We start from the raw sequence: 13,310 nt of genomic DNA on the forward strand, positions 1-13,310 counted from the left end.
AAATGTTCCCAACCTTTATGATGTCCTGCCTTAACGAGAATACTTGTTTACTGAGCACCCATTTTTTCGTTCGTGTTTTTGATCAGTTCGGCAATGAACTCACTCACAGACCAGGTTTTGCTCAAGCTGGACCCTTGACCGGCCCACAGCGACATAAACTCTGTCTGATTTTGATTTTCTGCAGCAGACCGCATATTTTTTGTCAGCGCATTTTGCACGGGATACGGGAGAATGGCTGAAGCATGTGCTTGCATTTCTACCATGAACCTATTCTTTAAACCCCGGGCCGCTTTCCCCGAAAAAGCCGTGGTGATTGCCGTATCTTCCGCAGCACTTCCCAGAACAGTTTGTTTGTATAGATGATGGGCTCCACATTCAGCACAGGTTAAGAAAGCAGTCCCCATTTGAATGCCGGCAGCTCCAAGAGCGAGGGATGCGATCAATCCCCGGTGATCCATAATGCCACCTGCAGCAATGACAGGGATATGAACGGCGTCTGCTAGTTGGGGGATGAGTGCCATCGTGCCGATCAACCCGTCTTGATAGGATCCCATGAACGTGCCGCGGTGGCCGCCAGCTTCGCTTCCCTGGCCCACAATCATATCAATGCCGCTCTCCTCCAGGTACATGCCTTCCTTTACTGTTGTCGCTGTGCCAATGGTAAAAATCCCTTTGTTTTTTAACTGCTGGATGTGTTCTTTTGCAGGTACACCAAAAGTAAAACTGAATATGGGGACATTCTCTTCAAGGATAACGGCAAGCTGTTCGGCAAACGACTCAGAAAACTTCGCTGGCAGAGGTTGAGATTCAATTCCCAATTCTTCATAATAAGGCCGAAGGAGATTGTTCATACGCGCAACGTCTTCATTGTTCACTTCATACGAATCGGGCGCGAATAAATTCACAGCAAATGGCTTATCTGTCAGGGTGCGGATGTATTTAATGGTGGAGCGAATTTGGTCGGGGCTCATATAGCCTGCCCCCAGGGTTCCCAGCCCGCCAGCATTCGATACAGCGGCCACAAGACGCTCCGGGCTAGCAATGCGTCCTGCCATTCCGCCCTGAATAATGGGATACTTTATTCCGAGTAGTTCTGTAAGTTTCGTATCTGACCACATAAACATCTCTCCCCAAGAATAATTTTTATTTCCTCCTCACATTATAGCATGAACCTTACTCCAAAATTTTCATGCCCGTGCCAGCTAAAGGTAAAAACACACTAAATTTACTGCCCATTCCGATTTTGCTTTCAACTGTGATGGTTCCACCATGCAACTGAACAAGCTCTTTTGTAAGTGGCAGCCCGAGACCTGTTCCGCCATACTTGCGTTCCAAACCCCCGTCCACCTGATAAAACCGGTTGAAAATTTTCTTTTGCATATTCTCAGGAATCCCGATGCCCTCATCTCGAACAGAAAGAACAAATGCGTTGCGTTTTTCTTCTAATTGAATAAAGATCGGTTTATCCGGTTCGCTGAATTTGAGCGCGTTGCTTAATAAATTGAAAACGACTTGTTTAATCTTCGTGCGGTCGCCATATATTTCAAGTGGCAATTCAGGTGTAACGGCTTTGATATGTATGTTTTTCTTTTTCGCAGCTTCTTCAAAATTACGACAGGCTTCATCGATAAGCTGGTAAGCATCAAATACTGTTTTATGCAGTTCCATTTTGCCCGCTTCTATCTTAGCTAAATCCAGCAGATCGTTTATTAACGTTAGCAGATGTTCGCTGGAACTTAAAATGCGTGCAACAAAGTTTTTAAGTTTGTCATCAGCCTTTTCAATCAACAGCTCAGAGAAGCCAATGATAACAGTAAGCGGAGTGCGAAGTTCATGTGACATGTTAGCTAGAAACTGAGATTGAATGCGGCTTGATTCTTTTGCCTTCGCTGTCTCTTCCTTTAACCGCTGGTTTGCGTACTTCTGTTCAGCCATTAACTGCTGAATATTGTAAGTCATCTGGTTAAACGCAGCTCCGAGCTCGGTGAATTCGTCCGCAATGTTTCCTAGCTGAATTTTAACACCCATGTCACCTTCTGCCATTTTGCGTACCGCTTCGAGCAGGGTGGATATAGGATTGGTCACGCGCCGCGAGGTATAATAGGATATTCCAATAACCGTGATAACCGTACACACCAGCATGATAAACAAATACTGAAGCTCATTGTGGCCTAGGAGAACCGTTTTTTTATTTTCTTGATCAATTTTTGCCGCTGCGTTTGCTACTAATTTCTTAGAATCAGCCAAAAGATCAAGTGACAAAGGACGTACCTGCGTGTTCATCATATGCATGGCATCCTTCGTATTCCCGTACTGGAAAACAGGAATCACCTGATCATGCAGAAGAAAAGAGAGGTCTTCATTTTTCGATAGAAAATCATCTACTTCCTTCCGTTCGTCACCTGATGTTTCATTCAAAATAATCGTTTGTTTCTCTTTCAGTTGTGTTTTTAGAAAATCTAGCGTTCGCAGGTTTCCTTCGTCTCCTGTGTAAATATAGAGCAGTACTACATTGATTTGGGATAAAATATTATCTTTTATCGCGATATAATTGTCTTTTTTCTCATTGTTGAGGTGTAACGAGTGCTCATTTTGTTCCATGATGGTTAAAAGCTGGCTTGAATAAAAAATCAATAAAAACCCGTAGAAGAAGATGACGCCCAAAATCATAATGATAATCTTTTTCTGCAGAGTGGTCTTAACATTCTTAAACGAAGCACTTATTTTCATAGGTTCACCTTCATTGCCCGGTTAGAGGTTAATTTGGCAGCTTGAATCTTCCATTGTTATAGTCCGATATTTTGCGCATTACTTTCTCCTGAACAATTGCAGGAACCTGGGGATTGAAAGGAGCGTAGGATTCAGCGCCATTCTTATAATTTAGAATAAACTTTCCGCTTGCCAGACGATTGTGAGCGAAGTCATCGGCAATCTGAAGATATATTTGATAGACATTTTGCAAAGAACTTGTTAATACTGTGTCTCGAGCCATAAACGACGAATCCGAAATATAGCCGATTACATGGGCGTGCGCTTTCCATGCCCGCATCGTCACTTCTATATTGAATCCATCTCCCATAGGGGCGAGAATATCGGCACCTTTCTTCAGCATATCATCTGCTATTTTCCCAGCCCTGGCCTTATCATCCCAGCTGAGAACAGGTTCCATATAAACCTCGTTGCGCGGGTCTTGATCTTTTGCACCCTTTATAAAATACGAAATTGACTTAGAATTAGCGAAGCCGGGGATGAGGCCGATTTTGTGTGTTTTTGTTAATAGCCCTGCAATCATGCCTGTAAAATACCCATGGGCCGGGTCGAAATTATATGAAGTAACATTTTTCCCAGCAGGTTGTCCATTAAAAAATACAAATTTCACAGATGGATAACGGGGTGCCAACTGGTTGAAGGAAGATTCAAACGCTCTTCCATTCCCGATTATTAAGGTGAATCCCTGCTTCGCCATACGTTCGGTCTCGATCAGTTTTTTTTGCGGGGTATCTACTTTTTCTTTAAATTCAACAGTTGCATTGAACTGTTCCCTGATTTTTCGTAAGGCTTTATAAGCCTGGCTTTCCCAAGTTTGATCCACAATATTTCCTTCCAGAAGCAGGCCAACTTTCATCTTCGTAGGTGTGTTGTTATCTGTGTGCGGATCAGGTGAAGAGGGATCGCTGAACGCGGAGCATCCGACGAGTAAAGTTAGTAATAGGATAATAGCAGTAGTCTTTTTCATTTGATTTCTCCAATTAACGATTTAAACATTATACAAGCGAACCTTAACGGTTGTTTCTTTTTCATTGTACTAGCTGGTTGACACCCGTCAAGGAATAATGACAAAAAAATCACCTGGCTGTTTTTTTGAAACTGGGGAAAAAAACACAATGAAGCCTTTTCCGTTTGGTAACATTGTATTGCAATATTTATAATGTTTCGATAAAAAAGAATGAATCAAACTGATTGTAGCGGTTTTTCCATTACTTATGAAGGGATAGATTCTATGCTGCAAACCTCGAATCATTTAACGCGCGTGACATTGCCTGTCATTACCGCACCCATGTTTCTCGTATCAAGCCCGGATTTAGTCATTGAAAGCTGCAAAGCGGGAATTATTGGTTCTTTTCCTACTTTAAATGCCCGCACCGTTGACATTCTTGATGATTGGATGAAAAGGATCACGGAAGAACTGGATGAGGCCAGGCAGGAGAATCCACATAACGAACCGGCCCCCTGGGCGGTTAATTTAATCGTACACCGAACAAATACCCGCTACGGGGATGATCTGGAGCGGATAAAGAAGTACTGCCCGCCCGTTGTTATTACATCACTGGGTAATCCAGGCCCGGTAGTAAACATCGTACACGAGTATGGCGGATTGGTTTTTTCTGATGTGAGTACTGTGAAACATGCAAGAAAAGCCGCTCAGACAGGGGTAGATGGATTAATTCTTGTTTGTAATGGCGCCGGCGGGCATGCTGGAACAATAAATCCTATCGCGTTTATGGGAGCAGTAAAAGAATTTTGGGAGGGTATTGCCATTCTGGCTGGATGCATAACAAACGGGCAGGATATTCTCGCTGCAGAAGCACTTGGTGCAGATTTTGCTTATATGGGTACCCGCTTTATTGCAACAGCTGAAAGCTTTGCAAGCAGCGGCTATCAGGAGATGCTGATTAATTCCACCCTCGAAGATCTCATTTATACAGACGTATTTAGCGGCGTAAAAGCGAATTATCTGGTTCCAAGTATCCGGAAGGCGGGATTGGATCCAGAGAATCTTCAGGATAAAGTCTCGATGGATTTCTCAAATAAAGCGGAAGGGGATGCAAAGGCCTGGAAAGATATATGGTCTGCAGGACAGGGGATAACCACCATAAAACATGTACTACCCGTTGCTCAAGTGGTAGAGCAGCTGCAGCGCGAGTATGAAGCTGCACGGAATGCCCTACTGGAAAAACACAGGAAAATGGCCCCAGGAGTGTAATGCTCCCGGGGCATTTTTAATGCTAAAGCTAAAGCGTTATTATTCCTCTCTAAAAAAGACGAATAAAAAATGTTCTATTAACGGGTATGATGGACGATACTGATCAGTAGTGGAGCATACCTTTGCACAAAAAATGCTTCTCTTTTGTGCAAATAACTTTTATGATAATAGAGTTGTGGACTGTAACGATACATAACTAAAAGGAGTATTTTAACTATGGATTATGCTGCATTTAAAGAGATTGTTCATGGACGGCGTAGCGTTCGCAAATTTACAGACCAGGATGTAACCATTGACGATATCGAAGAAATTATAGATTGTGCCCGCTACGCTCCAAGTGATACGAATTCACAGACATGGGAATTCATCGTCATTAAAAACAAAGAAAAAATAAAAGAAATAGAGCAGATGACATGGGATGCCCTTCATGAAAAGGCGGCCATGGCAAGCGAGAAGGGTTTTGAAAAGGAAGGCAAACTATTGGTACGATCTTTCGGCCCTTATGCCACGGCTTTTTCCGATGCACCGGTCCTTATTGTATGTTTAGCTACCCCGTACCAATCGAAGTTCCGGGAAAAGATTTTTGAGCCGATTGATTTTGTCCCTGGCTCAGTGTGGGAGGAAGAGGGGATAAAAAGCAGCTGCCTGGCATCCCAGAATTTAATGCTGGCGGCACACGCACGAGGCCTGGGGACGTGCCCGATGACAGGCCCTGTTTTGCTAGCGCAGGACAAATTACGGAAGTACCTAGAAATCGGGGAGGAGAAACAAATTAACATGGTAATCGCATTAGGACACCCACAGGATCAGCCTAAGAAATTACCCCGTAAAGAAGTTGCAGAAATTGTTCAATATATTTTGTAAGGGAAAGGCCCTGATGGGGTCTTTTTTTATAGATCCATAGTCCAACCAACGGATTTGACATAGATTAGTAGTAACGCATTCGATCTTTTTACCAAGATGGAATATGGAGGTGAACGATGGTATCAATTATCTGCTGTACAATGCGGCAAAAATACCTGAAAAATGTTTTTAACAATTATAATAGCCAGAATTTACAACAAAAAGAACTCATTATTATTTTAAACCGCAGGGATATGGATATTAACGAGTGGTTGAAAGAAGCAAACCGATCTAAAAGTGTATCCGTATATCAGCTTCCCGAAAAGTTTACCTTGGGAGAATGCTTAAACTATGGAATAAAGAAGGCCAGGTACAAATTTATAGCGAAATTTGATGATGACGATTATTATGCTCCCTTCTACCTTAGCAGGTCAATGAGAGCCTTTAAGAAAACAAGCGCGTCAGTAGTAGCAAAAAAATCTGTCTACATGTATTTCATAAAACAAAAAACGCTTGCTATCCATATGCCTGGACATGAAAATAAATTCGTTAAAGGGGGAGTCAAAGGGGCGACATTGATATTTAAGAAAAAGGTTTGTAAGAAAATAAAATTCCCCCAAAAAAATCTCGGCGAAGACGCCTTTTTTATCAAAAAGTGTATCCAGAAAAAGTATAAAATTTATGCCGGGGATAGGTACAATTATGTTTGCTTAAGAAGACCGAATATAAGTTCTCATACCTGGCATGCCACAAATAAGAGCCTAGTGAAGAAGTGTTCGATGGTGTGTAAAACGAATAATTATCAGCGTCTAATTACAAAATTTGGATGACGGCAACCACAGGAAAAGATCGGCAGCCTAGACTTTAATTATGTGGGTACAAAAGGTATATATTCTTATGTTGGAACAAAATCGGCTCTTTGTTAGGGAGCCGATTTTTCTGTCGGTAGCCAGAACGACGACGATCTTTATCCTAACGAAAGGAAACTGGTGTAAGGGACGGATTAAGCTTTTTTAGCGAATAGCCGCGTTTTTTAAGAAAAGTAAGAATGTTGGGGAGCAGCCGGGCGGTTTCCGGACGGTCATGCATCAGGATCACAGGCTGAATATGAAACTTCTCTAATTGAATTACGCGCTTTTTGACTAAATTCACAAGCCGCTTATCGCGGTATTTCCAATCTAAACTATCTACGTTCCAATCCCATAATTGATATCCCGCCTTCCGAACTGCTTTTACATAGGATGGTTTCATATGGGGTATGCTTCCGTAGGGGGTGCGAATTAACGTGGTATCTTTACCGGTCACTTTCTTTAACGTGTACCTTGTTTTCTTTAACTCTCCAAGTACAGATTGCTTAGATGCGTAAAACCTATTTACTTTGTGGGTAACTCCATGCAAGCCAACCGCATGGCCTTCGCTTACAATGCGGCGCGCCACTTTGGAAAAACGCCAGATTTGCGGCTCCTGCATGAAGAATGTGCCACATGCCTTATACCGGGCTAACGTATTTAGTATGCGAACTGTGGCCCAATTTGGTCCATCGTCGAACGTCAGATAGGCAACTTTTCGCGCATCACGGCTTTTATGGGCGTGCGAATTTGCTCGTTTAATGGTTAAATTCACTTTATCGTGCATACTCTACCTCCATAGCAGGCTAGGTCACATCCGTTTTTAGATTGTGATCTGCGAGGTTACATGTATTGTAAATAAGCGGTTTCTATTTTTATACACACTTCATACTTATATAGTGAAAGATACATGCAAAAGATCGGATAACTTAGAGGGATAAAATCGTATGAAGGGATGGAGTGCGGGTGAAATTACATGCATATTCAAAACACAAGACCGCGGGTGTATCTGTTATCACGTGCACAAATCGAGCGGGTTATATCCATAATCTGTTTAGGAATTACAACAGGCAGAACTGGGGCAAAAAAGAACTTATCATAATATTAAACAAAGCTAATATGGAAATTGAAAAGTACTGGAAAATGGCAAAAAAATATAAAAATATCTCTGTTTATCAACTGCCGGAAAAAACATCATTGGGGAGATGCCTGAATTATGGCGTTAAAAAATCCAAATATCATTATGTGGCCAAATTTGACGATGATGATTATTATGCACCTTCTTACTTAAAGGATTCTATTCACGTATTTAAGAAAACAAGCGCAGATATTGTGGGCAAAAGTGCGCATTATTTGTGGCTTGTTGGCCGTAAAACTCTCATACTTCGCAATCCTCATTTAGAAAATAAGTTTGTTTCACTCCTCCCCGGTGCTACTTTAGTCATTAAAAGGAACGTTTTTCATAAAGTGAAGTTTTCTAATCAAACGATTGGTGAAGATGACAAGTTCTGTAAGGACGCAACTGCTAAAGGCTTTAAGATCTTTTCAGGGGGAAGAAAAAACTTTATTGCAGTTCGCAGGAAAAATACGAAAACCCACACGTGGATGATAAGTGAAAAAAAGCTACTATCAAAGAATAACAAGATTATATCCGGTATAAAAAGTTATAGGGAGGCTAGAACAATTTCGTCCATGTGATTAAAAAAACCCTACCCCGGTTTACTTGCGGGTAGGGTTATTGACGCATATGACAGATTATAACAACTGATCGATACATTTGGATAGCTCGCGTATCGCTAGAAATAAAACCCCGCCAATGGCTACGATCCCGTAAAGTACACCCTCTGTAAAAAGTCTCATCGCTTTAAGCATGGTATGAACCTCCTAACTATGATTTGCAAATCTCGAATCGTATCCTCTTTTGTCACACAAAATCCGATAGTTTGTCACCGAATTGTCATTTATTACGATATGGATATGATAGACTTTATTATTTATAAGTTCCAATACATAATAGAATATAAGTATATTCCTTTCAGTCTATAAAGGGAGGTCGTTGAGTATGGAGCTTCTCCAGTTACAGTATTTTCGCACAGTTGCCAGGCTGGAACATATATCCAAAGCTGCACAGGAATTAAATATTGCCCAGCCATCTCTAAGCAAAACGATTTCCCGTCTGGAAGAAGACGTGGGCGTTCCTCTTTTTGACCGCATAGGAAGGCAGATTCAACTAAATCAGTACGGCAGGGCATTTTTGCGCCGTGTTGAAAGGATTTTTACAGAATTAGAGGAGGGAAAAAGGGAATTAGCGGATCTGAGCGGGTTTTCAAAGGCATCCATATCGTTAGCCGTTACGAGTCCCAGGGTGTTGCCGGGGCTTCTGGGCGGTTTTCTGGCTTCGTATCCGAATACAAAGTTTCGCCAGGTTATTTCCTCAACGGCAGACATGAAGCGTATGCTTGAGAATTCAGAAGTAGACTTCTGCATCTCTTCTCCACCGATTGAAGGAGATGGGATTGAAAGCCGGCATTTGTTGACAGAAGAAGTTTACCTAACTGTGCCGCCTGGCCACCCTCTTTCGGCCCGTGGAAGCATCGATTTGCGAGAAGCGGCAGGGGAGCCTTTTATCAATATGAAAGTGGGTTACGGTTTCCGCGACATTACGGATGAATTCTGCCGACAGGCTGGATTTACCCCGAGTTTTGCCTTTGAAGGCGATGAACCGGCAGTGATTAGAAGTCTAGTAAAAGCAGGACTCGGCGTCGCTTTTCTCCCGGCGTTATCCTGGATGGTCGCGCCTGAACCAGCGCCTGAGCGGCTCCATATTACGAACCCGGTTTGCCAGCGAACCATTGGGCTGGCATGGTTAAGAGGAAGGTATCTATCAGAAGCGGCGTGCTATTTTCAGCAGTACACGGTAGACTTTTTTGCGCGGATCCAATCTGTTCTCTCGTCACTTTCCTAATCGCTGAATAAACGGCAGTGAACACAAATCGGGGCCGCTATTTCAGCAGCCCCGTTGTCTCGAGCCTTACGTTTGCGTTTACGCGAAAGTCCGCTTGAGGGTAAAGTTGTTGCCACCTTTCCCATTTGTTAGGGTCAGAATGCCGTGCGCGATAGCGCAGCCCAAAGCCAACAGGGTCAACGTTGTGCTTTTGAATTTTGGTCAGAAAATCCGTCATTCTGCGTTCGATCTCAGAGGCGGCCATCTTTTCATAATCTGTTAGTTTGGTCCAGGAGACCTTGATATGCGCTTCCTCTATCGTACCCTGGACAGCAACGGTGACATCAATTAACGGTTTGCCGGATGGCGTCTCGTTAATTTTGAAAGTGGACTTAACCCTTTCCGCGTCTACCACGAAATATTCTCCGGGCCTGGCCACTTTAATGTTTGTTTTTCCTGTGACCTCAATAAACGTATTGAGGACTTTCGTTTCTTCAGGTGTAAGTGTGATAGCGCGTTTGGTATTGCCAAAAATACTAGCTTTATCGACAATAAACCCATCACTGCCCCTAGTCTGTATAACTGGTAGTTTTGCATTGATGCCCCTCTCGGTCAGGTCCCGCCGAAAAGCAAATAAATATTGGGAAATAACATAGGGCGTTTCCGTGCCCGTTCGGCCAAAGAACAAGATCAGCGACTGGGAGGGAAGCCGCTCAGATTTTGGCTTTACTTTAAGCACCGAGGCCGCACTCGGCCGGCCAATCCCAACCCAGGCGATTTTTTGGATATCCCGGCGTCTCATTAACCAATCAACGGCATCTCCCACGCCTTTGTCAGCCAACGCATCTCCAAGCACAATCGTTTTGGCGTGTGCAAAATCGAGCTCTTTGTCTACTTTTGCCTTGATTTTGCGGATCGCCTGGGTAATCGTAGGCTCTTCCTGGGAAAGAAGCACGAATTCATCTTTTCCCTCTTTCTGCGTGGTGGGCACAGCAAGCTTTAATGTTACGAGGTAGTAATCTTTTTTCTTTTTACCCTGATCGATGCCAATGCTCATCACAAAAAAGCGCTTATCGATATCTTTGAATCCGCAGCTACAGAGCAAACTAAGGGCAATTAAACCACATAGCAAATAAAGGAGCCTTTTATTCTTACCCAGCATGCTTCTTCCTCCTTGCCGCCCATACAATGGTCAGCACAAGCATTGCCTCGGTTGCAAGCCTTACAGAAATCCATCTCTCGCTGAAACGAAAGAATTGTTCCTCGTTGAAACTGCCAAGAATCAGGACCCCGCCAATAAAAAGGGCGGATGCGACCCAGCGGGCAGCGACGTTTTTTTTGCCCTGCTTTACGTTTTTGGGCAGCGAGCGCTTGAAAATTTCCATAGACACATGCCAGTGTATAACCATGCTCATAAAGGAGATATGCGCATAGAGAAAAAGAAATAAAAAAATCAACCGCTCAACAAAACCATATTGCACCCGCAGTGAATCCGCGGCTACTACGGCAGGAAACGTAAAATCACCAACTCCGCCAGTCCCTTCCAGACCAATTGGGATAAAAACAGAACCAAAAAGGGTGAGGATACCCATCAATCCGTAGATTATCGCCCAGCGAAAGCGAAACGTAGTTTTAAACAGGCGGTTAAAAATAGCCATATTGGCGTAGCCGCTGAAAATATAACTGGATGCAGCAACTCCGCTCCAGTTTGGTGGATTAGTAATGTGAGTTAAACTTTCCACAATGGCATCCCACCTCATTTGCGGGCTTATAAACGCTTTAAACAGGATAAAAATGTGCCAGGGTACGTAAATAACAATGACGATCTCAATAAAATAGAGAATCTTCTCAGAAGGCAATTGGATGATTACACTGGCCACAATGGAAAAAACCAAAAGCAGGAGCGGAAGAGGAATATCTGGGTTTATGAAAGTGATCGTAATGTTGCAAAAGGCAACCATTGTAATCGCACCTGCCAGATAAATCATAACCCCGTGGAGCAGTATGAAGGGAAGGGCAAACCATCTGGGGCTTGCCTCCCGCATAATTTGCGGCAGATCTTTTCCGGGGAATTTGGAAAGCGATTTCATAAACAGGTAAATAAAGAAAACGCCGATTGGAATTCCCCACAGGATGGATTGCATCATTCCGTCAAACCGTTGTTCGATTAGCGCATAAGGAATAAATATAATAACGTTTACAAGCATATTTTCCAAAATCAAATAAAACCAATACCGGTTCATGGCTTATCCTCCGATAGGGCTCCTACCGCTTGTTTCGATGTTGGGAACAGCTTTAGAAAAGGCATACCCATACTGTCTATGTGAACCAAATACGCGATGAGCAAGATACTTCCTATTATTAAACCAATACTGCCAAAGAGTGTGGTAAGAAATAATAAGAAGTAGCGGATAACCCGAAACGAAAACCCCATCATGTTGATGGGAATGACAAAGTTACTGATTGCGACGGCCGCAACGAGGATTATCATAAGGGTGCTGACCAGGCCCGCTTCAGCCGCTGCCTGCCCCAGAATAAGTCCACCAACTGTTGTGGCGGCGCCGCCAATGGTTTTGGGGAGGCGTAAGCTTGCTTCAACCAGGAGTTCCATTGGAATCATCATAAACAATACTTCTAGGTAAGAAGGGTAAGGCACAGCTGCCCGGCTGGCTGCAATCGACAGAGCGAGTTCTACCCGTAGTATTTCAGGGTTATAGGATGCAATCACCACATACATTGCAGGAAGCATCGTACTGGCGAAAAGCCCAATATAGCGCAAGATTTTTAAAAAATGTGTAACAAAATACGGCTGGTATAAATCATCCATAGAAGTCATAAAATCAAAAAAAATAGCAGGGATGACGAGCGCGAAAGGCGTCCCGTTAATCAGGATGACAATTTTCCCCTGGGTAAGATTGAGAACAATGCGGTCCGGTCGCTCCGTTATCATGCTTGTTGGAAATAGCGACCTTCTCTTTTTTGTCAGATGTATATTCAATTCGCCTGCGGCCTGGATTGCCGGAACTTTCAAATCTTTTAATTTTTGTTTAATATCCTGTACCATTTTTGGGTCAGCGTATTCATTATCATACAGGAGGGCAATACTGGTGTGAGTGTCCTCCCCAACCTCGGTTGTCTCGATGATGAGAGACGCTTTATGATACCGGTGGCGGATCATATTCATCGAGGAATAAATATCGGGGCTGATCGATTTGTCCGGTCCCTGCAGCGTCGTTTCAACCTTGGCATCCGCTGGCGTTTTCTCTACAATGTTTTTAAAATCCAGTAAGTAAATCTTTTCATTAATAATGAGCACGGCAGATCCCTTTAGCATATCCTTTAGGGTTTTATCCTTGTTATCTGTCACCGTTGCATTCGGCTGGGAATGAATATACTGTTCATAAGCTTCAACGGTGTTCATTTCGTAAAAAGGCTTAATGACATAATCAGATACCGATTTGCTGTCACAGATGCTTTTAATGTAGGCAAGTGTTACTTTCTTATCCTGGTCAACCAGCTCACGGAAGACGACGTCCACAGATGCTGAGAACTTCTCTTTAAGCCACGCCAGGGTCAATTCAGCCGTTGTTTTTTTCGGAATGTACATTGTTGTCTCCTAAGATATTCTTATGGTGAACCCGCTTTTTTCTCTATTGAAGTGTCACCCATAATCCGCCAGTCTATACGTTTG

The 13,310-nt window shown here is 43.2% G+C and carries 12 protein-coding genes; 5 read left to right on the top strand and 7 right to left on the bottom strand.

Annotated elements, in window-relative coordinates; all coding sequences use genetic code 11:
* Positions 1-47: 47 nt before the first annotated feature.
* Genes PP175_RS11780 through PP175_RS11790 form a run of 3 tightly spaced genes read right to left on the bottom strand, consistent with a single transcriptional unit; the run spans position 48 to position 3,736 of the window.
* Entirely contained in the window at positions 48-1,118 is a 1,071-nt protein-coding gene (locus PP175_RS11780) for an NAD(P)H-dependent flavin oxidoreductase (RefSeq protein ID WP_272442979.1), read from the bottom strand.
* Positions 1,119-1,173: 55 nt separating this feature from the next.
* Positions 1,174-2,730: an ATP-binding protein gene (locus tag PP175_RS11785; RefSeq protein ID WP_272442980.1), complete on the bottom strand. Its 1,557-nt coding sequence runs from the start codon at positions 2,728-2,730 to the stop codon at positions 1,174-1,176.
* A gap of 28 nt (positions 2,731-2,758) precedes the next feature.
* Positions 2,759-3,736, bottom strand: coding sequence for a BMP family ABC transporter substrate-binding protein (locus tag PP175_RS11790; RefSeq protein ID WP_272442981.1), 978 nt, complete (start codon positions 3,734-3,736; stop codon positions 2,759-2,761).
* A gap of 264 nt (positions 3,737-4,000) precedes the next feature.
* On the opposite strand from PP175_RS11790, the gene PP175_RS11795 reads away from it, so the two are divergent.
* The 3 genes from PP175_RS11795 to PP175_RS11805 all read left to right on the top strand — a co-directional run bounded on the left by PP175_RS11795 (position 4,001) and on the right by PP175_RS11805 (position 6,657).
* Positions 4,001-4,984, top strand: a complete 984-nt coding sequence (locus PP175_RS11795; protein WP_272442982.1) for an NAD(P)H-dependent flavin oxidoreductase — start codon at positions 4,001-4,003, stop codon at positions 4,982-4,984.
* A gap of 216 nt (positions 4,985-5,200) precedes the next feature.
* Positions 5,201-5,848 (top strand): nitroreductase family protein, encoded by a 648-nt coding sequence (locus PP175_RS11800; protein WP_272442983.1) that lies wholly within the window; start codon positions 5,201-5,203, stop codon positions 5,846-5,848.
* A gap of 116 nt (positions 5,849-5,964) precedes the next feature.
* Entirely contained in the window at positions 5,965-6,657 is a 693-nt protein-coding gene (locus PP175_RS11805; protein WP_272442984.1) for a glycosyltransferase family A protein, read from the top strand.
* Between the two features lie 142 nt (positions 6,658-6,799).
* Here the strand turns inward: PP175_RS11805 and PP175_RS11810 are convergent, their stop codons facing one another.
* Positions 6,800-7,462 (bottom strand): polysaccharide deacetylase family protein, encoded by a 663-nt coding sequence (locus PP175_RS11810; RefSeq protein WP_272442985.1) that lies wholly within the window; start codon positions 7,460-7,462, stop codon positions 6,800-6,802.
* Positions 7,463-7,641: 179 nt separating this feature from the next.
* Between PP175_RS11810 and PP175_RS11815 the strand changes: the two genes are divergently transcribed.
* Both PP175_RS11815 and PP175_RS11820 read left to right on the top strand, forming a co-directional pair.
* Complete coding sequence (locus PP175_RS11815) at positions 7,642-8,373, top strand: glycosyltransferase family 2 protein (RefSeq protein WP_272442986.1); 732 nt, start codon at positions 7,642-7,644, stop codon at positions 8,371-8,373.
* A gap of 364 nt (positions 8,374-8,737) precedes the next feature.
* Complete coding sequence (locus PP175_RS11820) at positions 8,738-9,640, top strand: LysR family transcriptional regulator (RefSeq protein ID WP_272442987.1); 903 nt, start codon at positions 8,738-8,740, stop codon at positions 9,638-9,640.
* Positions 9,641-9,677: 37 nt separating this feature from the next.
* On the opposite strand, the gene PP175_RS11825 is transcribed toward PP175_RS11820, so the two are convergent.
* Genes PP175_RS11825 through PP175_RS11835 form a run of 3 tightly spaced genes read right to left on the bottom strand, consistent with a single transcriptional unit; the run spans position 9,678 to position 13,226 of the window.
* Entirely contained in the window at positions 9,678-10,781 is a 1,104-nt protein-coding gene (locus PP175_RS11825; protein ID WP_272442988.1) for a Ger(x)C family spore germination protein, read from the bottom strand.
* Positions 10,771-11,862, bottom strand: a complete 1,092-nt coding sequence (locus tag PP175_RS11830) for a GerAB/ArcD/ProY family transporter (protein ID WP_272442989.1) — start codon at positions 11,860-11,862, stop codon at positions 10,771-10,773. The genes PP175_RS11825 and PP175_RS11830 overlap by 11 nt, the downstream gene beginning before the upstream one ends.
* Positions 11,859-13,226 carry a spore germination protein gene (locus PP175_RS11835; RefSeq protein WP_272442990.1) on the bottom strand — a complete coding sequence of 456 codons (1,368 nt, stop codon included), beginning with the start codon at positions 13,224-13,226 and terminating at the stop codon, positions 11,859-11,861. The genes PP175_RS11830 and PP175_RS11835 overlap by 4 nt, the downstream gene beginning before the upstream one ends.
* Positions 13,227-13,310: the final 84 nt, after the last annotated feature.

This window comes from Aneurinibacillus sp. Ricciae_BoGa-3, from assembly GCF_028421645.1.
GTDB lineage: Bacteria > Bacillota > Bacilli > Aneurinibacillales > Aneurinibacillaceae > Aneurinibacillus_B.

Bases quoted from the DNA above. Each gene is read 5' to 3' on its own strand.
- PP175_RS11780 (WP_272442979.1), bottom strand. From the start codon at position 1,118: ATGTGGTCAGATACGAAACTTACAGAACTACTCGGAATAAAGTATCCC.
- PP175_RS11800 (WP_272442983.1), top strand. From the start codon at position 5,201: ATGGATTATGCTGCATTTAAAGAGATTGTTCATGGACGGCGTAGCGTT.
- PP175_RS11795 (WP_272442982.1), top strand. From the start codon at position 4,001: ATGCTGCAAACCTCGAATCATTTAACGCGCGTGACATTGCCTGTCATT.
- PP175_RS11785 (WP_272442980.1), bottom strand. From the start codon at position 2,730: ATGAAAATAAGTGCTTCGTTTAAGAATGTTAAGACCACTCTGCAGAAA.
- PP175_RS11825 (WP_272442988.1), bottom strand. From the start codon at position 10,781: ATGCTGGGTAAGAATAAAAGGCTCCTTTATTTGCTATGTGGTTTAATT.
- PP175_RS11790 (WP_272442981.1), bottom strand. From the start codon at position 3,736: ATGAAAAAGACTACTGCTATTATCCTATTACTAACTTTACTCGTCGGA.
- PP175_RS11805 (WP_272442984.1), top strand. From the start codon at position 5,965: ATGGTATCAATTATCTGCTGTACAATGCGGCAAAAATACCTGAAAAAT.
- PP175_RS11820 (WP_272442987.1), top strand. From the start codon at position 8,738: ATGGAGCTTCTCCAGTTACAGTATTTTCGCACAGTTGCCAGGCTGGAA.
- PP175_RS11835 (WP_272442990.1), bottom strand. From the start codon at position 13,226: ATGTACATTCCGAAAAAAACAACGGCTGAATTGACCCTGGCGTGGCTT.
- PP175_RS11830 (WP_272442989.1), bottom strand. From the start codon at position 11,862: ATGAACCGGTATTGGTTTTATTTGATTTTGGAAAATATGCTTGTAAAC.
- PP175_RS11810 (WP_272442985.1), bottom strand. From the start codon at position 7,462: ATGCACGATAAAGTGAATTTAACCATTAAACGAGCAAATTCGCACGCC.